At 34.6% G+C, this 19,699-nt stretch carries 20 protein-coding genes; 15 read left to right on the forward strand and 5 right to left on the reverse strand.

Annotated elements, in window-relative coordinates; genetic code table 11:
* Window positions 1–34: 34 nt before the first annotated feature.
* Window positions 35–949 carry a dihydrodipicolinate synthase family protein gene (locus tag BSF41_RS13945; RefSeq protein ID WP_095930110.1) on the reverse strand — a complete coding sequence of 305 codons (915 nt, stop codon included), beginning with the start codon at window positions 947–949 and terminating at the stop codon, window positions 35–37.
* A gap of 179 nt (window positions 950–1,128) precedes the next feature.
* On the opposite strand from BSF41_RS13945, the gene BSF41_RS13950 reads away from it, so the two are divergent.
* Together BSF41_RS13950 and bioB are read left to right on the forward strand one after the other, a co-directional pair.
* The gene (locus BSF41_RS13950) at window positions 1,129–1,974 is read left to right on the forward strand and encodes an AraC family transcriptional regulator (protein ID WP_095930111.1); all 846 of its coding nucleotides are present in this window, start codon (window positions 1,129–1,131) and stop codon (window positions 1,972–1,974) included.
* Between the two features lie 214 nt (window positions 1,975–2,188).
* Window positions 2,189–3,178 carry a biotin synthase BioB gene (gene bioB, locus BSF41_RS13955; RefSeq protein ID WP_095930161.1) on the forward strand — a complete coding sequence of 330 codons (990 nt, stop codon included), beginning with the start codon at window positions 2,189–2,191 and terminating at the stop codon, window positions 3,176–3,178.
* Between the two features lie 350 nt (window positions 3,179–3,528).
* Here the strand turns inward: bioB and BSF41_RS13965 are convergent, their stop codons facing one another.
* From BSF41_RS13965 to BSF41_RS13975, 3 genes are read right to left on the reverse strand one after another with little or no spacing between them, the layout of a single operon-like run.
* Entirely contained in the window at window positions 3,529–4,122 is a 594-nt protein-coding gene (locus BSF41_RS13965) for a hypothetical protein (protein ID WP_095930113.1), read from the reverse strand.
* 10 nt (window positions 4,123–4,132) lie between these two features.
* Window positions 4,133–5,062, reverse strand: coding sequence for a hypothetical protein (locus BSF41_RS13970; protein ID WP_141248150.1), 930 nt, complete (start codon window positions 5,060–5,062; stop codon window positions 4,133–4,135).
* Window positions 5,016–5,369 (reverse strand): hypothetical protein, encoded by a 354-nt coding sequence (locus tag BSF41_RS13975; protein WP_095930115.1) that lies wholly within the window; start codon window positions 5,367–5,369, stop codon window positions 5,016–5,018. Before BSF41_RS13975 ends, BSF41_RS13970 begins: the two co-directional genes overlap by 47 nt.
* Before the next feature lie 235 nt (window positions 5,370–5,604).
* Here BSF41_RS13975 and BSF41_RS13980 point away from each other — a divergent pair, with 235 nt between their 5' ends.
* Window positions 5,605–6,099, forward strand: coding sequence for a DNA-deoxyinosine glycosylase (locus BSF41_RS13980; RefSeq protein WP_095930116.1), 495 nt, complete (start codon window positions 5,605–5,607; stop codon window positions 6,097–6,099).
* 12 nt (window positions 6,100–6,111) lie between these two features.
* Here BSF41_RS13980 and BSF41_RS13985 read toward each other — a convergent pair whose 3' ends face one another.
* On the reverse strand, window positions 6,112–6,354 hold the full coding sequence (locus BSF41_RS13985) for a hypothetical protein (RefSeq protein WP_095930117.1): 243 nt from the start codon (window positions 6,352–6,354) through the stop codon (window positions 6,112–6,114).
* Window positions 6,355–7,088: 734 nt separating this feature from the next.
* Between BSF41_RS13985 and BSF41_RS13990 the strand changes: the two genes are divergently transcribed.
* From BSF41_RS13990 to BSF41_RS14040, 12 genes are all read left to right on the forward strand, one after another.
* Window positions 7,089–7,949 (forward strand): LuxR C-terminal-related transcriptional regulator, encoded by an 861-nt coding sequence (locus BSF41_RS13990; RefSeq protein WP_141248152.1) that lies wholly within the window; start codon window positions 7,089–7,091, stop codon window positions 7,947–7,949.
* Window positions 7,950–8,356: 407 nt separating this feature from the next.
* The gene (locus BSF41_RS13995) at window positions 8,357–8,926 is read left to right on the forward strand and encodes a DUF4255 domain-containing protein (RefSeq protein ID WP_095930119.1); all 570 of its coding nucleotides are present in this window, start codon (window positions 8,357–8,359) and stop codon (window positions 8,924–8,926) included.
* Complete coding sequence (locus tag BSF41_RS14000; protein WP_095930120.1) at window positions 8,923–9,756, forward strand: hypothetical protein; 834 nt, start codon at window positions 8,923–8,925, stop codon at window positions 9,754–9,756. The genes BSF41_RS13995 and BSF41_RS14000 overlap by 4 nt, the downstream gene beginning before the upstream one ends.
* Window positions 9,757–9,792: 36 nt before the next feature.
* Window positions 9,793–11,370, forward strand: a complete 1,578-nt coding sequence (locus BSF41_RS14005; protein WP_095930121.1) for a phage tail sheath C-terminal domain-containing protein — start codon at window positions 9,793–9,795, stop codon at window positions 11,368–11,370.
* 49 nt (window positions 11,371–11,419) lie between these two features.
* Window positions 11,420–11,890, forward strand: coding sequence for a phage tail protein (locus tag BSF41_RS14010; RefSeq protein WP_095930122.1), 471 nt, complete (start codon window positions 11,420–11,422; stop codon window positions 11,888–11,890).
* The gene (locus BSF41_RS14015; RefSeq protein WP_095930123.1) at window positions 11,877–12,347 is read left to right on the forward strand and encodes a phage tail protein; all 471 of its coding nucleotides are present in this window, start codon (window positions 11,877–11,879) and stop codon (window positions 12,345–12,347) included. The genes BSF41_RS14010 and BSF41_RS14015 overlap by 14 nt, the downstream gene beginning before the upstream one ends.
* A gap of 6 nt (window positions 12,348–12,353) precedes the next feature.
* Window positions 12,354–12,524, forward strand: a complete 171-nt coding sequence (locus BSF41_RS23770; protein ID WP_172426911.1) for a DUF5908 family protein — start codon at window positions 12,354–12,356, stop codon at window positions 12,522–12,524.
* Between the two features lie 123 nt (window positions 12,525–12,647).
* On the forward strand, window positions 12,648–13,322 hold the full coding sequence (locus BSF41_RS14020) for a hypothetical protein (protein ID WP_095930124.1): 675 nt from the start codon (window positions 12,648–12,650) through the stop codon (window positions 13,320–13,322).
* Window positions 13,322–15,121 (forward strand): type VI secretion system tip protein VgrG, encoded by a 1,800-nt coding sequence (vgrG, locus tag BSF41_RS14025; RefSeq protein ID WP_095930125.1) that lies wholly within the window; start codon window positions 13,322–13,324, stop codon window positions 15,119–15,121. Before BSF41_RS14020 ends, vgrG begins: the two co-directional genes overlap by 1 nt.
* Before the next feature lie 158 nt (window positions 15,122–15,279).
* Window positions 15,280–15,579: a PAAR domain-containing protein gene (locus tag BSF41_RS14030; protein ID WP_095930126.1), complete on the forward strand. Its 300-nt coding sequence runs from the start codon at window positions 15,280–15,282 to the stop codon at window positions 15,577–15,579.
* Complete coding sequence (locus BSF41_RS14035; protein ID WP_095930127.1) at window positions 15,572–16,006, forward strand: GPW/gp25 family protein; 435 nt, start codon at window positions 15,572–15,574, stop codon at window positions 16,004–16,006. Before BSF41_RS14030 ends, BSF41_RS14035 begins: the two co-directional genes overlap by 8 nt.
* The gene (locus BSF41_RS14040; RefSeq protein ID WP_095930128.1) at window positions 16,003–19,689 is read left to right on the forward strand and encodes a hypothetical protein; all 3,687 of its coding nucleotides are present in this window, start codon (window positions 16,003–16,005) and stop codon (window positions 19,687–19,689) included. The genes BSF41_RS14035 and BSF41_RS14040 overlap by 4 nt, the downstream gene beginning before the upstream one ends.
* Window positions 19,690–19,699 lie beyond the last annotated feature (10 nt).

Raw genomic sequence — 19,699 nt, forward strand, 5'->3', positions numbered from 1 at the left:
GATTGATAACTAAAAGCCAATCTGCAAAATGCTTTTATAAATTTTTATACTCTGGCAAAGTTGGTCTTTTACGTATTCCTTCAGCGATAATCGCTAGAACTCTTTCTTTTTCTGCTCCTTGCAATGGCAATCTCGGTGCACGAACATGTTCTGAACCAATTCCTGTTGCAACTTCAGCCAATTTGATATTCTGAACCAAGAATGAATTAATATCCAATTCTAATAAAGGCAAAAACCATCTGTAGATTTTCAAAGCTTCTTCTATTTTTCCTGCTTTGGCTAATTTGTAAATGGCTACCGTTTCAGCAGGGAAAGCACAGCCCAATCCAGAAACCCAACCGTCTGACCCCATTAATAGACTTTCTAAAGCCAATGTGTCAACTCCCGATAATATTTTTAAACGATCTCCAAAACGATTAATCATTCGGGTCACGTTCGAAATATCTCTTGTAGATTCTTTTACAGCCTGAATATTATCGAATTTCAATAACTCTTCGAACATGTCTAAAGTAACATCGATTTTATAATCAATAGGATTGTTGTAAACCATGATAGGAAGTGTTGTATTCTTAGCTACTTCGCTATAAAAAGCCACCGTTTCAAAATCTGACGCTTTGTAACGCATTGGAGGCAGCATCATTAATCCTTTTGCTCCATCTTGTTCTGCTTTATTGGCTGCCAAAATGGCTCCTTTTGTAGTTTGCTCTGCAATATTCATAATTACAGGCACTTTATTTTCTGTAAGCAAAACAGTATGTTTTACTAATTCTCTTTTTTCTTCTTCTAAAAGTGTGCTGGCTTCACCTAAAGTGCCTCCTAAAATAATTCCTGACACTCCAGCATCTAATTGCGCTTTCATATTAACTTCAAACATTTTGAAGTCTAATTTATCATCTGCAGTAAATTTTGTAGTTACCGCTGGCATAACGCCATTCCATTGAATACTCATAATTTTATTTTTTTATATAAGCCAAAATTATCTAGAAACAAGAGAGTTAGCCTTTCAAAAATTACCACAAAACAATACTATATTACCCTATATAGTTACAAAACTTAAAAAATAGAGCATTATAGCATCATTTTTTTGATCAAATGCAATATATTTGATAGTAACTAACTAACCACTATATGAAAGTTTTCCCCTTTAAAATTCCAAAATCTGGAGAGGATCCCCTTATTTATCAGGAAGATATAGAAGTATCGTTTTATGATAAATTACATCAGCACGAAGAAATTCAGATTAGTTTTATCGAAAAAGGAGAAGGTGACGTTTTTGCTGGCGATACAATCTCGCAATATCGTGAGGGCGATATACTCGTAATTGGAAGTAATTTGCCTCATGTTTTTAGAAGCGATGTTCAGGAAAATGAGGTTTCGGTAATGCGGACTTTATTCTTTACTTTCAATTCTTTTGGGAAAGATTTTTTTGAATTGTCTACTTTTCGAAATATCCAACCCATTCTAGAAAGCAGCAAGAATGGATTTATTATTCATAACGCACCAAAAAAAGTGGTCAAGTATTTTAAGAAATTGAAGAATGCTGATAACTACACGCGCTTTATACTATTTCTAGATATTCTAAAATGGCTTTCAACATCAGAAACTACTCCGCTTTCTAATTATTTGTATCAAAAGAAAATAACGGATAATGAAGGCAAAAGAATGCAGATTGTGTTTGAGTATGTAATGACGAATTTCCACAAAAATATAACACTAAATGAAATAGCTTCGATCGCCAGCATGACTAAAAATGCTTTCTGTCGGTATTTTAAAGTTCGTACCAACAAATCTTTTTTTCAATTTCTTATCGAAGTGCGTATTGAAAGAGCTGCAAAATTATTATCGAACAATCAAGAACTTTCCGTTTTGGAAATTGCAGAATTATGCGGTTTTAATAATATCTCTAATTTCAATCGAAAGTTTAAAGAACTAAAACAGATTTCTCCTTTGCAATACAGAAAGCTTAATCTGTAATATTTGTTATCGTTGTTCTTACAGTTGTTTTTATTTCCTTTTAATAATGTATCAACAATATATTTAGTTTTTATGAATAATTAAGCACTGCGATTCTAAACGCTTCGAACTTGCACTTATAAACCGGACTACTCAAAATATAAAAAGTGGTACATTTTGATGATACAGCAAAACAATACTTTTGGCTAAAAATCATAAAGCATCAAAAGAAAAAATGAACGGACAAATAAGAAACGACTGGAGCAGAGAAGAAATTCAAGCTATATACGATAAGCCTTTATTAGAATTAGTTTATGAGGCTGCAACTGTACACCGCAATTGGCATAAACCTTCAGAAATACAGGTTTGCACCTTGCTTTCTGTAAAAACAGGCGGCTGTCCTGAAGATTGTTCTTACTGCGGACAAGCAGCACGTTACCACACCGATATTAAAGTTCAAGCTTTATTGCCAACCGAGAAAGTATTGCAGCACGCAAAAAAAGCAAAAGATGGTGGTTCCTCTCGTTTTTGTATGGCTGCCGCTTGGCGTGAAGTTCGTGATAACAAAGATTTTGATCGTGTTATTGAAATGGTAAAAGGCGTTAACGACCTCGGACTCGAAGTTTGCTGTACGCTAGGAATGCTTACCGAAGAACAAGCTATACGTCTACAAGAAGCGGGTTTGTATGCTTATAATCATAATTTGGACACTTCTGAAAGTTATTATGACGAAATCATCAGTACACGTAAGTTTGATCAGCGTCTTGATACCATTAATAATGTCAGAAAAGCAGGAATCACAGTTTGTTCTGGTGGAATAATCGGTTTAGGAGAAACTCCTGCAGATCGCGTTTCTATGCTGGCAACTTTGGCTACTATGCCCGTTCATCCAGAATCTGTTCCTGTAAATGCTTTGGCAAGAGTAAAAGGAACACCTTTAGAAAACAACCCAAAAGTGCCTCTTTGGGATATGGTTCGAATGATTGCGACTGCGCGTATCATTATGCCTGCTGCTGTTGTACGCTTAAGTGCAGGACGCATCGAAATGACCGAAGAAGAACAAGCTTGGTGTTTTATGGCTGGAGCCAATTCTATTTTTACAGGAGAACGCGAAACTTTATTGGTAACACCAAACCCAGGACTTTCTGAAGACATGCAGATGTTTCAAAATCTTGGACTTAAACCTTTGGTTAAAGAGAATAAAAGTGCTTGTTCTGTGGTTTAAAAAGCTGATGTATTTCTAAGATAAAAAAAATAGCGTAAAAGTCTTAAAAGAGACATTTGCGTTATTTTTTTAAATACTTGGAGCAGTCGAGTAATCAAACTTATACTAGTTTAAAATAACAAAACCTCGAAAGTACATTCGAGGTTTGAATCTTATGAATCAATATTTATCCTATCTTTTCTTTTGCTGTTTTATAAAAATAAATAACACCTCCAATTATCAAGAGAACAAGTATTGGGTAAAAATAATTTATAACATAATAAGTGTCACCAATATTTAAATTAAAATAGTAATCAGAGAAGTAAAAAAAGATAAAGAGCATAATACCAATTATTAAAAACACTAAAAATTTATTGTTCATTTTCTGTCATTATTAAATTATTAAAAAAAGCATTGAACATAGTAAAATAGCCAAAATCGGCTTCTTGGAAACTCACATCTTCTATAACAAAATTAAATAATTCTTTAGGAAATTTACTATAGAATAGTTTACTCTCAACAACAGATTCTATTTCAGAAATAATTTCTTTTAGTTTTCGTCGCTCCAAATTAGCTTCCTGCAATTCATCAATTCTAGATTTAGAGAAAAATAGTTCTATTATATTCTTCTGACATTTAATAGCATAATATGGTGCTATAACACTAATCAACAATGATACTGTATATAGTTGTCTATCTTCAATAATACTAAAATTAAAAGTCAGACATTTATCACCATACTCAAATAATGTAAAATCTTGAAAGTTTTTTAAAGTATAATCTTTTTCAAATTCCTTAAGAATATTCTTTGAGCAAAGTTCTTTCGAATTCAATTGAAAAGTTTTTAATGTCTTATCCAATCTAAGATATTCCTGAGTTTCAAAATACTTTTCTCGTTCCTTCTCAAATGAGATGTTTTTCGGGTAAAAAATGTAAATCAAATTCTTTAAAACTTTATCAATCATAATATATTTTTTATTCACAATTATCTGGAAGCATAAAAGTTGTTTCGTAATCCGTTACAGGTAAATTTTCTGTTGCAGTCCAATTTACTCGTCCACCTGAGGTAATCAAAGGATAATTATATAGCAATCTTTCTTTAAAATACTGTTCAACAATCATTTCCGAAACTTTCACTCTTCCATATTTTGCAACTACTTCTCTAATTGTCGTCTGAAGCGCCTTTGCTGATAGCTCTGCGGCCATTCCAGCACTTATAGGAGCACCACCTACGCTGTGTTTTTTTGGCATTCCAAAAGATATCGGTTGTCTAAACTTAGCTGAATGAATAAAGGTAACACCTTTTTCACTTAGCAATATTATATTGAAACTGATATTTTTCACTAAAGCTGTCTGCCACAGAGAAGCTGTTTCTGAAAAATTAAAACTTTGGCAACTTGGTGGAGTGTAAACAACATCTGGCAATGGTGGAGTTGTACCACTTCCACCACCACTACGACCAATAATCTCATACCTGTATGCACGAGCAACTTCAGGTGGTGCCGCATCGCAAGGATATGAAGTTTCTACAACTATAGTTTCTGTAGTTACATTTGAAAGAACGTATGAAATAACTTTATTATCAACTATAACTTCAGTGTGCCAATAAATAGTAAACTGCATCGGCTGATAATATGGTGTATTACAAGGCGGGATACGATTAGTCGTATTAGAGCTAAATGAAAACAAATTTATTGCTTTTGTCAGAATATCCAACTCTTGTTTTTCTGAAATGTTTTTAGCTTCACCTTTAGTAACTGCAACTGAGCCCAAATTTTTGCCTTCAAATGAATAGACATTCAATGTCCCTGAAAAATCATTTAACTTAGTGATAGTCTCAGGGTAAACGGTACTTTTTTCAATTCCGTAAACCTCTAAAAAAATAAGAATGCGTTTTGCCATCATTTTCAATTGTAACACCTTGATATTTCAATTGATTTTGCAGCAGATCAGACTCAAAATAATTTACAACTTTTTCTTTGGCTGAAAATTCAGAAATTTTAAAATTATCTTTTTCAATTTCGTTGGCATTTTCAAAATCGGCTTCAACATTTTGGGCAATATTGGGATTTGAAAATTTTGCTAATTCTAATTTAGACTTAACATCTTTTACTGTTTCTTGATTTGTTTCTAATTCATCATTGCTACACGACAATAAAAAAAGTGCAACAAAAAAACAGACGGAATACTTACTAATTTTTCTCATAATCATTTACATTGGTTGGTTAATAATTCATTTAAATATGGTAAAAATCCTACAATTAGGATTTACGAATATAAAAGAATTATTTACAATATTGCAATATAAATACTATAAAATATGTTAAATAAACATTTTACTACAAATAGAAAGTTTGAAAAAGCTCAGAAATAATTGAATTCTTAAAGGATTTTTATCTTGTTTATACTTTATTAAATAATCGGTAATTTTGCAAAAAAACAAACAAATGCTAAAAAAAGCCCTTGATCCCTTAATTGACCATTCTACAATTATTCTAATTATGGGTACAATGGCGGGCGAGCAATCTATTGCCAAGCAAGAATACTATGCAAATCGAGGAAATCTTTTCTGGAAAATTTTGTTTGTTATTTTTGAGGAAGAATTTAGTGCCTCTTATGAAGATCGAAAAGCACTAGTAAAAAAGTACAACATTGGTCTTTGGAATGTTTTACAAAGCTGTAAAAGAGAAGGAAGTAGCGATGCTTCTATTACCGAAGAAACAATTAATGATTTTGAAGGTTTGCATATACAGTATCCTAATATAAAATATGTCTTTTTTGAAAGCAAAGCCGCTGCAAAGTATTTTGTAAAACATACAGCACCGCAAGAAGGAATCACTTATACAACCCAGCCTTCAACTAGCGGTTTAAATGCAGGTTTAACGAAAGAGGAAAAAATAGCACAATGGAAAACGGTATCTGAAATAGCGCTTTCAAAATAGACTAAAATATAGTTATCTGTTTCTCATAATGTAAAACAGTATTTCTTCTTCCAATTCCCTAGAAAGATTTTCAAACTTCATCTTACGACGGTAGTTTTTTTCACTTCTATCCTTATAAAGCTCCGTTTTAGCTGTACTTGCACAGTAAGCATCACAGATTACTTTAAATTTTTGATCGAGAATATACAATTCTTTCATCGAATCAAAATACGCTGCAAATTTAACATTGTACAATTCGTCAGGAATAGCGGCCATAGGTCTAGTTGTATTTAAATTAATACTTTATTTTACCTTATAAGTTCATTACATATTCAATCAAAATCAGCTCTTCTTCTATCATTTAAAAAACTGGATTGAAACAATACTTAAAGTTAAAATGAAAAATTTTAATCTTTCTGTTTGAACCGCTTGAAATGGTTTCAGATTATAATCTGAAACCAGAAATAGTAAAATGAACCTTGAACCGTTAAAATGCAACAATGGTAAAATCAGATGTTTTTTACATCATGCACCTCTATCCACACCTCATCATCATGGTTAGAAATTCTGCGGTTAGCGATGCATTGTTGCCAATATCAAAAAGTTGCTTGTCGCCTTATCACAAACTTCTATGATAATTTAGATAGAATAAGAATACTTCAGATACTTTTGAAAGGCCATTTTGTAGATTTTTTGAAACTTAAAGTCATAAAATTGTTAATTAACACAAATAGATACAAAAACACGTAATAGTACTTATAGTAATATTCCTATATATTAAATAAATTTACATCCCTTTAATTTACAAGCCACAAATCATCAAAATATCTATTCTATTTTATTAAATCAAGTTATTAATGTTGGTGGGAGATCTGAGTTTAGGTATTGTTTAAACTCGATCTGATGGTTAGAGCCGTTTATAACGACGAAAATGTTATTATCTATTTTTCATTTAATATACAGTATTAGCAATTAGTACTGCATACAAAAGCAATAAACTACCCCAAAAAATGCTCGAAAAAAAATCTATAGTAATTGGATGTGACGATGTCACGATACTGACTATGATATTAAATGCTATATCAATAGTATCTGCATATACATTTTCTACCGTTTCTGTATCAACAGGATTAGATTTGAAAAATGCCATAAACTCTTTAAATCCTGATTTAGTGATTTTAGGATTCAGACAAAACCAGCTCGTTTTAAATGATACCAATTTCAATTCTGATAAAAGAAATATTCCCATTTTGTACTTGACACAAAATTACGAATGCGAATCATTATGCTGGACTAAACAAAACATTGTTTTTACTTATCCGTACAATCAGATTAAGAATACCGATTTTTTAATTTATCGAATTCAATCTATCTTTCTTCTCAAAAAAACAGAACCGCAAATTAAACCGGCAGCGACGTTTGCAGAAGCCGCTTTTCAAAAAAACAACTCCGATAAACTAAGCCATTATGTAATGGAATTGGATCAAAAGGTTGAAGTGCTTTTAAAAGTAAAAGAACGTATCTCTTACCTTTATCCAAACGTAGATGATGCCACTAGAATTGAGCTAATGTCTATTGTAAATTCGATAAAGACAGTCGCAAATGATAATAAACTCTGGGACGATTTTAAAATCTATTTTGAACAATCAAATCCAAATTTTCTTCTGGCTCTTGCCAAAAAACATCCGTCTTTAAGTTCTCGAGATTTAAAATACTGCTGCTATATTAAAATGAATATGAGCAACAATGATATTACCAATCTTCTTGGCATTAATCAAGAAAGTGTTCGAACTCATAAATATCGTCTTAAAAAGAAACTAACGCTTAAAAAAGAAGATGATATCATTTCGTACCTCAGAACAGTTTCGTAAATTATCTTTTCTCTTATTTATATCTCCTGCCATTGTAATGCTTACTCTATTCTAGCAGTACAAAAGAAAGTTTTATGCTATCCATTTTATGATTTTCTTTGTTTGTATTACACTCTTTTAAATTTTCCATAAAACATTTTAATCAGTACTTTTTTTAAAGGTGCTTTTTCCATATTGCTAAAACTTTTCTCTACATTTCAACCGTTTATGCCTCTATTTGAGACAAAGCGTAGACAAAGTTTTTTCTGTCTATATTTTGTCTACAAAAATGCCAAACATCTTTTGTCCCTGTCTATGAAAAGTATATTGCAAAATTCTCGTACAAATCTAATTGTCAGTTACTTTTACAAATACAAATAGCCAATCGATGCGCTATTAGCACTGAATTAATTTAAGAGTTAAATACGATGATACATCAATCGCTTCAATTTACGAATAAATTATTGGGACAGTTTTTAAAAAATCGTTTTGCTTTAACTGAAGACAAAACCGTTGTGAACTATCTTATTGAACCAAGTGGAACTTTACCTAAAGCAAACCAGAACAAAGTCGTTTTATCTCTAATAAATATTGAAAAAGAAACCAATCAGCCTTTTTATATTAGAAACCAGAAATTAGAAAGCGGAAACTATTCTAATTTCAATCCGACAGAAAGATACAACATTGACTTATTGATTAGCAGCAACTTTGATGATTATTCCGAATCTTTAAAGTTTTTAGACGCCATAATCGCCTTCTTTCAGATTAATAATTATATCGATGCGTCGTCCTCTTCTTCTATTCCAGATGGCTTAAGCCGATTAGAATTTGAGTACGAAAAGATCTCTTACCATCAAATGCACAGTTTGTGGACAGCGATGGCAGCAAAATATCAGCCTTCTATTATTTACAAAATGAAGCTGATAAAAGTTCAGAGTCATGAAATTATGGAGATCATACCTTCTGTAAAAAACACGAATAACACCATTTCCAAATGATACAGAGCAATTACATAAAAACCTTTGGTATTGCGGCCTATCATACTTTTTTTGATAACGGAAAATGTAATTGTCTTCACTTTGTTCCCAATCATACTACAGATAAGATATTCAAAAAATTTGGCTTTAAAATAAATCATATTTCTAACGGACTCGATTTATATTCGAATACAAAATCATCATTATCAGACTTATTCAATTATATAGCACAAACCACACAGCAAAACTATTTTGAGTTTGATATAAAATGCACTAATCCTAATTTTATTCTCTTTACTACATTACCCATTAATTGGATCGGAGTGGTTACTTACTCTAGTCAAGATCCTAAAAACCTTAACAATGAGGGTAAAATAGTCCTTAACCAAACTTTAGAAAATAAACCTGTATCGACTCATTTTGGTCATTTAAAAATTTATTTTGAAGATATATTAAAAGAAAAGCCTTCTGATAATGCTGCGCTTTTTGAAATCAATTTTACTGCAAGAGCTACGCAATGGCAATACTATTTTATCAATAGAAATGCGGTGCAGTTAAACGATCCTTCGATTACAGAAAAAGAAAACATACAATTTGACGGACCTCAAAATGTAACGATCCAAACAGGAGAATCGGCATTACTGTTTACCTCAAACAAAACCTATATCACGCTCAGCGAAAAGCCTAAATATAAATTTGATTTAATAAGCAATTCATCATCTGCAAATCAAAACAATACCAAGCCCAAAGTAATTATAAAAGGACTGCCTAATCCAGATGTCTCTAGAATAGGAATAATCGAGAATAGCGACCCAAATCATGTCGCATCGCCAATGTATATCTATTTATAAAAAACTATTAAAAATGAACATTAAAAACTAAAATCAATGAATTTATCTACCATTCAAACTCCTGGTGTTTACATTCAAGAACTAAATGCTTTTCCCAATTCTGTTGTTGGAGTAGCTACAGCTATACCAGCATTTATAGGGTACACACCACAGGCCTCTTACGAAGGAAAATCGTATACGAATGTGCCAGTAAAAATCACATCTTTTGCTGATTTTCAGGCTTTTTTCTGTTTGCCAGATCCACCTGCTCCTGCAAGTCCGTCTAAACAGTACAAACCTGAATACTACTTAGTAGCAGAAAAAAGTCAACCTTTAAAAGGAGACTACATGCTAATTGCAGGAACGTATTACTCGATAGTTCCAGATCCGAACACGGTTTATTATTTATACAATAGCGTAAAGCTTTTTTATGAAAATGGCGGTGGAGATGCTTATATTGTTTCTGTTGGTTCTTATGGACCTGCGTCGCAAAAACCAGGAACTCCGGGAATTCCAGTTGTAAACCCGAATGTGCAATTGAATGATTTGACAAAGGGTCTTTCTCTATTGCTAAACGAGCAGGAACCAACTATGTATATTTGTCCCGAAGCTACTTTATTAAGCGTAGAAAACAACGGGACTCTAATGCAGGCTATGCTTCTTCAGTCGACGCAAATGCAAACGGCAATGTGCTTATTTGACATTATTGGTGGCGACGCCCCAGATCCTATTTTGTATACGGAAGACATTACAAACTTCAGAATGAACACCGGTTCTGTTGGATTAAACTACGGAATGGCGTATTACCCGTTTATAGGAACTACAATAATGCAAAATTCTGATATTGATTACACTAATTTATTTGGTGGAGATGTAAAACAACTAGAAGCCGTTCTTAATCCGCCTAGTGCTCCTAACCCAGCCGTTGCCGCTATTATTGCCAATATTCAGAATCCATCGAGCACTTTGACTGTAACCCAAAATCACAATGCTTTGCTTATTGCAAGTCAGACGTATTCCTTAATGATAAAACACATTGTGGCAGATGCTAATATTCTTCCTCCAAGCGGTGCTATGGCAGGCGTTATTACAACGGTAGACAATGCTGTTGGCCCTTGGGAAGCTCCTGCTAATACTTCTATTGTAGGTGCGGCATCATTGCCAATTTCCATTTCTGAAAGTCAGCAAGCCAATTTAAACGTTGATGCCGTTTCGGGTAAATCGATCAATGCCATTAGAACATTTAATGGTTTAGGAATTTTAATCTGGGGATCTAGAACATTAGACGGAAACAGTCAAGATTGGAGATATATTCCAGTACGCAGAACTATGATATTCTTGGAGCAATCTTGTAAACTGGCCGCTCAAGCTTATGTTTTCCAGCCTAATGATAAAAATACTTGGGAAGCTGTAATTTCTATGATCAGCAGTTTTCTTAGTTCGATCTGGAAACAAGGCGGTTTACAGGGAGCCAGTGCTTCTGATGCCTTTTCTGTAGCCTGCGGATTGGGTTCTACAATGACAGCAGATGATCTTTTAAATGGTTTCATGAATGTAACGGTAAAAGTTGCAGTTGTTCATCCTGCTGAATTCATTGTCTTGACATTTCAACAGCAAATGGCAACTTCTAGTTAATCAAACAAAAACTCACTTAAGTAAATTTTTAATTTAAATATAAAATAATATGGCAACAGATGACGGAAGCGCACAAGGCGCAACATGGCCCATGCCAAAGTTTAGATTCGAAGTAGATCTTGGAACAGAATTAACCAAAGTAGCTTTTCAGGAAGTTACCGGAATGGATGTCGAAAATCAAATTATAGAATATCGCAAAAGTAACAGTCCACTTTTTTCTGTGGAGAAAATGCCTGGTATTACCAAATACGGAAACGTAACTATGAAACGTGGCATTTTTGTAAATGATAATACTTTTTGGGATTGGCATCAGCAAGTCGTAATGAACACGATTAAAAGAAGAACCGTTCTGATCAAATTATTGGACGAAAAAGGCGGCGTAACCATGCAATGGACGCTAAACAATGCTTGGCCAACCAAAATTACGAGCACCGATTTGAAGTCAGACGGTAACGAAGTTGCAGTAGACACGATAGAAATTGCACACGAACAACTGATCATTAAAAATGGCGGTAAGTAACGATTATCCCGTTAGCTTTTATTTTACACTGTCATTTGCAGGTGTAGATGCGGCTTTCAAAGAGGTATCTGGAATTTCTAAAGAATTAAGCGTAGAAGAAATTGTTTGCGGAGGCGAAAATAGATTTAAATATCGCCTCCCAACCATTTCTAACAGTCAAAACTTAGTGCTTAAAAGAGCCATGGTGCCTGCAGGATCTCAGTTGGTCAATTGGTGTTCCAACTGCATCGATCAAGGATTATCAAACCCAATACAGCCCAAAAATGTGATCTTAAAACTGCTTAATGCTTCGGGCGTAGTCTGCATGCAATGGACGTTTAACAATGCCTACCCAGTAAAATATGCCGTTTCTGACTTAAACTCTCAGGAAAGCAATATTGCGATAGAATCTATTGAGCTGGCCTACACCTATTTTGACATTTCTAAGGATACCAAATTTGATAAACTTTTTACCTAAACCATTATGCCAATCGAAATAAGAGAACTTGTCATTAAAACAGAAATCGTAACAAACAACACTAAAAATTCGGCGCTAACCAAAGAACGAGAAATGTCTATTCTGAGAAAACAGCTGCTGGAAGAATGTAAAAGATTAATTGCAGAAAAAAATCAGGAGAATAGTTATAAACGTTAAACCACTCCCGACATCTATCGCATAAAGTATTAAAAAATCCGCACGATCTGCAAAATCTGCGAGAGAAAATATTTCAAAGACCAACCAGGATTTAAAAAAATTTAAACTTAAAATAAGACACAAATGGCAAGTTTAGAATTAATGAAAATTACGGGATATACAGACGAGGAATTTCAGAATAGATTCTCCGGAAATCCATATGCTTTCATGATTAATCCTGATAATATCAAAATACAAAAAAGCATCGAATACAACGAACAGCAGGCTCCAGCAACAAGTTCGGCTTCGCAAAAATACAAAAGCACTCCAAGCGATAAACTGAGTTTTGAAATGGTAATAGACTGTACGGGAATCATAGATGCCAAACGTACCGATATGTCTAAAGAAATAACCGCTTTAGAAACGATTATTTATACTTATAACGGTAAAATACATCGCCCTAATTTTGTAAAAGTGCAATGGGGACAGAATATTACATTCAACGGAGTTCTCGATTCTATTGACATCTCTTACACTCTTTTTAAACCAGATGGAAGTCCGCTTAGAGCCAAGATATCATTATCGTTCAGTCGCTATATTTCTCCGAAAACGGTAACCAGAGCAGATGCTCCAGAATCTCCAGACCTTACTCATATTGTAAGCGTTTCTGAAGGCATGTCTTTACCGCAATTGTGCCAGAAAATCTGGAATGACGATTCCTTTTATATACAAGTTGCAGAACATAATAAACTTAACAAATTCAGAAATCTCAACGGTGTCGACAAATTAATTTTTCCACCCATAATCCCTTCAAACTAATGAGTGCTTCAACCGAAATAAAAAGTGGCGGAATCGCAACATTCGCAGTTAAAGTTAACGGATCGGCAATAGCCGATGAACTTAGCGTGCTTTCTATTCACATCGAAAAAAAAGTAAACCGAATTGCATCTGCAAAAATCATAATCCTAGACGGAGAACCAAACACGGGTAAATTTGATGCCAGCTCCTCTTCTACTTTTGTGCCTGGCGCAACAATTAGCATAGAAGCAGGATATGACAATAATAACGCTGTTATTTTTTCTGGTTTAATCATGAGCCAGACCATTCGCATTGATAATTTAGTAGGATCTGCTCTAGAAATTGAATGTCGTGATAATGCCATAAAAATGATTGTAGGCAGAAAAAGTCTCACGTTTTCTAAACAGAAAGACAGCGATATTATATCTTCTATAATTGGAAGCTATTCCGGTTTAAGCGCAGATGTTACTGCCACAACTACGGTTTGGCCAGAACAAGTGCAATTTTATGCTACCGATTGGGATTATATTTTGGCTCTAGCCGAGGCAAATGGTTTAATCGTAACCACTTTAAACGGGAAAGTTTCTGTTTTTCCTCCTGATAAAAGCACCACATCTGTGCTTACGGTAACTTATGGCGATAATCTTCTTGAATTTAATGCCAAATTAAATGCTGTGACACAATTAGGAAACGTAGCTGCCAATAGCTGGGATTTTAAAACTCAAGCGGTTGTAAACGGTAATGCAGCGCCAAACGTTAGCGGAGCTGGAAATTTGACCACAAAAAAATTATCGGAAGCTATTGGACTCTCGACGTATCAATTGCAGACTTCTGCCCCGCTAGAAAGTGCTGATTTAACCAATTGGTCTAAAGCGCAAATTATTAAAAGCGAATATGCTAAAATAATGGGCGAAGCTAAATTTCAAGGAACCAATTTAATTGATCCTGGAAAGTACATGACTTTTGCCGGTATTGGAGATCGTTTTAATGGCGACTACCTCATTGGCGGAGTTGTGCATGATTTGTCTCAAGGAAATTGGGTTTCAGAAGTTACACTCGGACTTTCTCCATTTTGGTTTACCGAAGAACCAGATGTTATGGCACCACCCGCTTCGGGGCTTGTTCCAGGTGCAAAGGGGCTTTTTAACGCAACCGTAAAAAAGATGGATGAAGATCCCGATTCTCAATACCGAGTTTTAGTCGATGTTCCTTTGCTAGACCCAAAAGGCGAAGGAATCTGGGCAAGGCTAACCAATTTCTATTCAACAAGCGGAGCCGGAGCTTTCTTTATGCCCGAAGTTGGAGATGAAGTTATTTTGGGTTTTATAAATGAAGATCCACGATATCCCATAATTCTCGGAAGTATCTACAGCAGTACAAGCATAAAACCTTTTACGGGTTTGGACCCCAATCAGAAAAATTCGGTAAAAGCCATTGTTTCTAAATCGGGAATTTCGGTACAGTTTGATGATGAAAACAAAGTTTGGACTGTTGCAACACCCAACAAAAACACGATCATTATTAGCGATAAAGACAAGAAAATTACGATTCAGGACGAAAACAATAATAGCATCGTAATGTCAAGCAGTGGTATCGATTTATCGAGTCAGAAAAACATCAATATCTCAGCCAATCAAAATGTGACCATCAAAGGAAATCAAGGTGTTAACATACAGTCAAGTGGCGGAGATGTCTCAATAAAAGGTCTCAACATCAAAGAAAATGCAGATATGCAATACAGCGCCCAAGGCGGTCAAATGGCACAAGTCTCCGGAGGAATGCAATTGACGCTGAAAGGCGCAATGGTAATGATTAACTAATGATTAATTATAAATGGTTAATTGTTAATTGATAATTACTGCGATTTAAACTTTGACAAAGCTGTCTACAGCATCGATTAACCAACCAAACTATTGACAATTAAAATTTCACAATTCACAATTCACAACTAACAATTCACAACTAACAATTAAAAATTATGCCACCAGCAGCAAGACTTACAGATTTTCATCAATGTCCGATGGTTACTCCGGGAGTGCCACCAATTCCTCATGTAGGAGGACCAATAGTTGGGCCGGGCGCGCCAACAGTTTTAATAGCAGGATTACCAGCTGCCAGAGTTGGCGACATGCTAGTTTGTGTAGGGCCTCCAGATTCTATTGTAAAAGGATCTGCAACGGTTATGATATGTGGTATGCCCGCCGCAAGAATGGGAGATTCAACCGCTCATGGAGGATCAATTGTTCTTGGAGCATTTAATGTTATGATCGGTGGATAATATAGCACATAATGATACCGCTTTTTTAGGTTCAGGATGGGCATTTCCTGTTTCATTCTCAGCAGACAATCACCAGCTGAATTTGTCTGCTAATGAAACCAACATTAATGAATCTATCAATGTCATTCTAAACACACGCAAAGGCGAGCGTACACTTGAAGCCGAATTTGGTTCTGGAATACAGCAATTTATGTTTAAAAAAATTGATAGTACGCTTAAAGGCGAAATCATAGAAACTATCAAGTTTGCTTTATTAAGATATGAACCCAGAATATTGGTTCAAGACGTGAGAGTCGCATCAACAGATATCGTAAACGGAACAATAGAAATACTGATTAGTTACATCTATTCTAAAACCAATACAAGACACAATTATGTGTTCCCATTTTATTTAAAAGAAGGAACAAACTTAGACAAGAAAAAATGATTTTAATTGATCAAAATAGCGCTATAAATTCTCTCAACGAAGCACTCGTTCCGAATCCGTATTTAATAGACGGAAGAACCGAGCAGGATTGGCTGTACTTTTTGACAGAATTTAGCAAATTGATCAATTTCTATAATGACAGTAATACTATAGAAGGAAACTGGAGTCCGTTTTTACTGAAAGATCCTGTTTTTCTGATGGCTTCCATTTCGAAAACAAATTACAAAAAACTGTTCGCTGATTATAAAAATGGCTGTTTAGAAATTCAACGATTGCTTGAAAACAAAAACAGCATAATATCCAACACGCGAGCTTTAAACAACTTGTTTGATCGCATTACGGCTATTTATCAAATTATAGAGCGCTGGACGCATCATATGCTAAAAAACAGCGAGGTATATGATCTCAAAACGTATATACTTCAAGAAGTAAAAAACAAACTAAGCATAGATTTTTGGGCTATTCAGTCTTACAGACAATATCTGTTAAAACTATCTGTCGAGAATATAATTCTCACTTCTGTTCCTTGGGACGAGTTTAAATCTTTTGATAAGAATGTTTGGTATATCAATAAAGATAAAATCCCATTTTGGCAGGTTTTTGGTTTTGAAAAAGAACATCCTATTTTGGATGAAGTAAGGGCTGTACTAAAGGCAAGCTTAGCTATTCTAACCAAAATTGGCGATAAATTATTTCAGTTTTTAGAAACTATCATTCATCACGCCGCAAAAGAATACCAGAAATTAAACCTCAAAAAAGGACATTTTCCAGATACTGTTTTGTTGCGCTCGTTTGTAAATATCCTCAAAATTCAGCAAGATCAATTAAACGGACTTTCTGAGAAGCATCTTGATTTTTATTATAAAAATATCCTGAAACAAACCAAATTGCCAGCAGTTGCAGATCAGGCGTTTTTGTGTGCAACACTAACAAAACCAACATCTGTTTATACTCTGCCTGCGGGGACTTTATTTAATGCGGGAGTCGATGCCCAGAAGAATCCTATTTTATTTGCTTGTAAAAAAAATGTAAATCTCAATCCAGCTACAATTGCAAGTGTTCATAAGCTTTCGTATCAGGATAAAAACAATGCGTCTTACAATTTGCAAACCATTGTAAAACCAACCGAAATTCAATTAGATCCAGAAAATAAAGCCATCAGTTGGGAGACTTTTGGCTCAGACGACGATTCTCTAAATCCGTCTTTAATTGGAGTTGCCTTTGCTTCGCCCATGCTATTATTGCGCGAAGGGACAAGAACCCTAACGGTAACATTAGAATTTGCTTCTCAGATCGATTTAAAAATCCTCCAAGAAGCCAATTATTTTTTGAGCACACAAAAGAATTGGCTACAACTGAATTTAGCTCCTTCCAATTTTACAATCGATGCTACGAAACAAAACGCAATTGCAATTGCTATAATCCTTGATCCAAGTGTAGTTGCAATCGAGCCGTTTCTGGTTAATCCAGACGGATTAAAAAGCGATTGGCCTATGATGAAAGTGTTGTTTCAAAATGTTCCTAATCCGCAGGATCCTCCTAAAGTGACATCGATCACTATTGCCTTAAAAGTAGAAGGAGTCAAAACTTTTCAATTGTATAATGATTATGGGGAATTAAGCACGAAAAGTCCCTTCCCTCCTTTTGGACCAATTCCGTTGGTTAATGCCAACTTTATCATCGGAAATAATGAAATCTTGAGCAAACCTTTGGACAGTTTCACAATACAGATCGATTGGGATAAAAGACCTGCCAATTTTGAAATTTATTACAAAGAATATAATGATTATTTACATCCTCCAAAAAAAGGAGACAATTCGGTTGTAAAAGCGTATCGAATCGCTTTTCCTCGTAAACATCAAAATATTGCATTCGTTAAAGAATTCTCCAATGCCAATTTTATGGTATGCTTCAACATTATGCAAGACAAATCATGGCAAGGCATAAAAATGACTAAAATTTTGAGAACCAAAAATGACCAAGTTTTCATTCCAACTGATGAAGTTTCGCAACCGGTTAATTTATTCGACACTTTGCCCGTAGTTCCTCCTAATAATGTTCTTAGCACCTCTAACAGTGATTATATATATTCTAAACCTGTTTCGACTAAACCTGATGTAAAATTATGGCATCCCAATCCAAACATTCAAAAAGAGCCTTTAAAATATTCTGAAGAAAGCACATCAGGATTTATAAAAATGACTTTAAAAAGTCCACAATATGGTTTTGGTTCCGAATTGTATGCCAATGTTGTCGCTAGCATCGCCTTGCAAAACGGGTATAAAGTTGCACACAAACAAGATGATTTTATTCCTGCAGCCAATCTTCCATTTGTTCCAAAAATACAGACTTTTTCTGCTCAATATGATGCAAGCGTAACCTACAATCTTGATGGTACAGCGGGAGATTATCCGTTTCAATATTTTATTTATGCTCCATTTTCAAACTATACCGTTTTTGATAGTGAAACGGCAGACAAAACTGAAACGAATGTATTCAACACCGAAATCATTGGAAGTTCTGAAAGCGATGCAGTAAAAGGTTTTCCGCTTTATCCGTCTTTTGACCATAACGGAGCCTTATTTATAGAACTCGATAATTTGATTTGCAACAGCACTTTAAACCTCTATTTTGAATTGGCTAGAAATTCAACCGCCCTTACCGATCAAAATGAGATTATGTATTACTATTTAAGCGATTCGGGCTGGAAAAATATAAAACCATTATCGGATCAAACCAGCCAATTTAGATGTTCTGGAATTGTAGAAATTCCGATTCCAGCAGATTGCAATAACAATAGCAGTATCATGCCTGGAAACAAAAACTGGATTTCTATCGCGGCTGTTGGCAACCTTAAATCATTTTCTAAAACCATCTTTATGCAGACCAACGGTTTTAGTGTGCAAAGAACCGGAACGACGTTTCTAACCGATACGCAAAGTCCGCAAATTGACGCCAATGTAATTACTAAACCAGAAATTAAGATTCCAGAAATAGGCACTATCATACAGCCTTTTGCTTCTTTTGGAGGAAAAGCTGCCGAAGACAAAATAGATCGAAATAAAAGAGTAAGCAATAGCATAAAAACCAAAAATAGAGCCAGCACAGCATCCGATTATTATACGCTCATTGCCGAAAAGTTTGATACCGTCTATTATTCAAAAGTAGTGACTGACGAAAGCAATAACATCACCAATGTTTATTTGGTAAAAAAAATAGCATCAGATAGCGATTCAAATGCCTTTACACCTTTGGTAACAAATGCTCTCGAAATTGAGGTGCAAAAGTTTTTAAGCGCCAATTCATCGCCATTTACCCAACTAAACGTTTCCAATTTTGATCTGGAATACGTGATCATTAACATCACAATTCAAGTCGATCCAAACTACCAGAGCACCTTGGTAACAAAGAATGTAAATCTTGCTCTAAAAAAGTATTTATCGCCTTGGATTACGAACTGTCCTTCTAAAATAGAAATTGGCAAACCGCTTATAGACGCCAAAGTGAAAACATTTGTGCAAAATATAAAAGGAGTTCTTACGGTAGAGAAAGTAACATTTTCGAGCTACAACATCGATCCGGTTACGGGCTTGCAAATTGTTTTAAAAAGCGAAGAGGAAAACTTAATGCCTAACGATTCGATGACACTTTTAGTTTCGGCACCCCATCATAATATTACATAACCAAATAGAA

The organism is Flavobacterium sp. ACN2 (assembly GCF_002303885.1).
Taxonomy (GTDB): Bacteria; Bacteroidota; Bacteroidia; order Flavobacteriales; family Flavobacteriaceae; genus Flavobacterium.

Coding starts and splice junctions, on each gene's coding strand:
- BSF41_RS13990 (WP_141248152.1), top strand. CDS start 7,089: ATGCTCGAAAAAAAATCTATAGTAATTGGATGTGACGATGTCACGATA.
- BSF41_RS13965 (WP_095930113.1), bottom strand. CDS start 4,122: ATGATTGATAAAGTTTTAAAGAATTTGATTTACATTTTTTACCCGAAA.
- BSF41_RS14015 (WP_095930123.1), top strand. CDS start 11,877: ATGGCGGTAAGTAACGATTATCCCGTTAGCTTTTATTTTACACTGTCA.
- BSF41_RS13945 (WP_095930110.1), bottom strand. CDS start 949: ATGAGTATTCAATGGAATGGCGTTATGCCAGCGGTAACTACAAAATTT.
- BSF41_RS14005 (WP_095930121.1), top strand. CDS start 9,793: ATGAATTTATCTACCATTCAAACTCCTGGTGTTTACATTCAAGAACTA.
- BSF41_RS14030 (WP_095930126.1), top strand. CDS start 15,280: ATGCCACCAGCAGCAAGACTTACAGATTTTCATCAATGTCCGATGGTT.
- BSF41_RS14040 (WP_095930128.1), top strand. CDS start 16,003: ATGATTTTAATTGATCAAAATAGCGCTATAAATTCTCTCAACGAAGCA.
- BSF41_RS13995 (WP_095930119.1), top strand. CDS start 8,357: ATGATACATCAATCGCTTCAATTTACGAATAAATTATTGGGACAGTTT.
- BSF41_RS13980 (WP_095930116.1), top strand. CDS start 5,605: ATGCTAAAAAAAGCCCTTGATCCCTTAATTGACCATTCTACAATTATT.
- BSF41_RS14020 (WP_095930124.1), top strand. CDS start 12,648: ATGGCAAGTTTAGAATTAATGAAAATTACGGGATATACAGACGAGGAA.
- BSF41_RS13970 (WP_141248150.1), bottom strand. CDS start 5,062: ATGATGGCAAAACGCATTCTTATTTTTTTAGAGGTTTACGGAATTGAA.
- BSF41_RS14000 (WP_095930120.1), top strand. CDS start 8,923: ATGATACAGAGCAATTACATAAAAACCTTTGGTATTGCGGCCTATCAT.
- bioB (WP_095930161.1), top strand. CDS start 2,189: ATGAACGGACAAATAAGAAACGACTGGAGCAGAGAAGAAATTCAAGCT.
- BSF41_RS13975 (WP_095930115.1), bottom strand. CDS start 5,369: ATGATTATGAGAAAAATTAGTAAGTATTCCGTCTGTTTTTTTGTTGCA.
- BSF41_RS13950 (WP_095930111.1), top strand. CDS start 1,129: ATGAAAGTTTTCCCCTTTAAAATTCCAAAATCTGGAGAGGATCCCCTT.
- BSF41_RS23770 (WP_172426911.1), top strand. CDS start 12,354: ATGCCAATCGAAATAAGAGAACTTGTCATTAAAACAGAAATCGTAACA.
- BSF41_RS14010 (WP_095930122.1), top strand. CDS start 11,420: ATGGCAACAGATGACGGAAGCGCACAAGGCGCAACATGGCCCATGCCA.
- vgrG (WP_095930125.1), top strand. CDS start 13,322: ATGAGTGCTTCAACCGAAATAAAAAGTGGCGGAATCGCAACATTCGCA.
- BSF41_RS13985 (WP_095930117.1), bottom strand. CDS start 6,354: ATGGCCGCTATTCCTGACGAATTGTACAATGTTAAATTTGCAGCGTAT.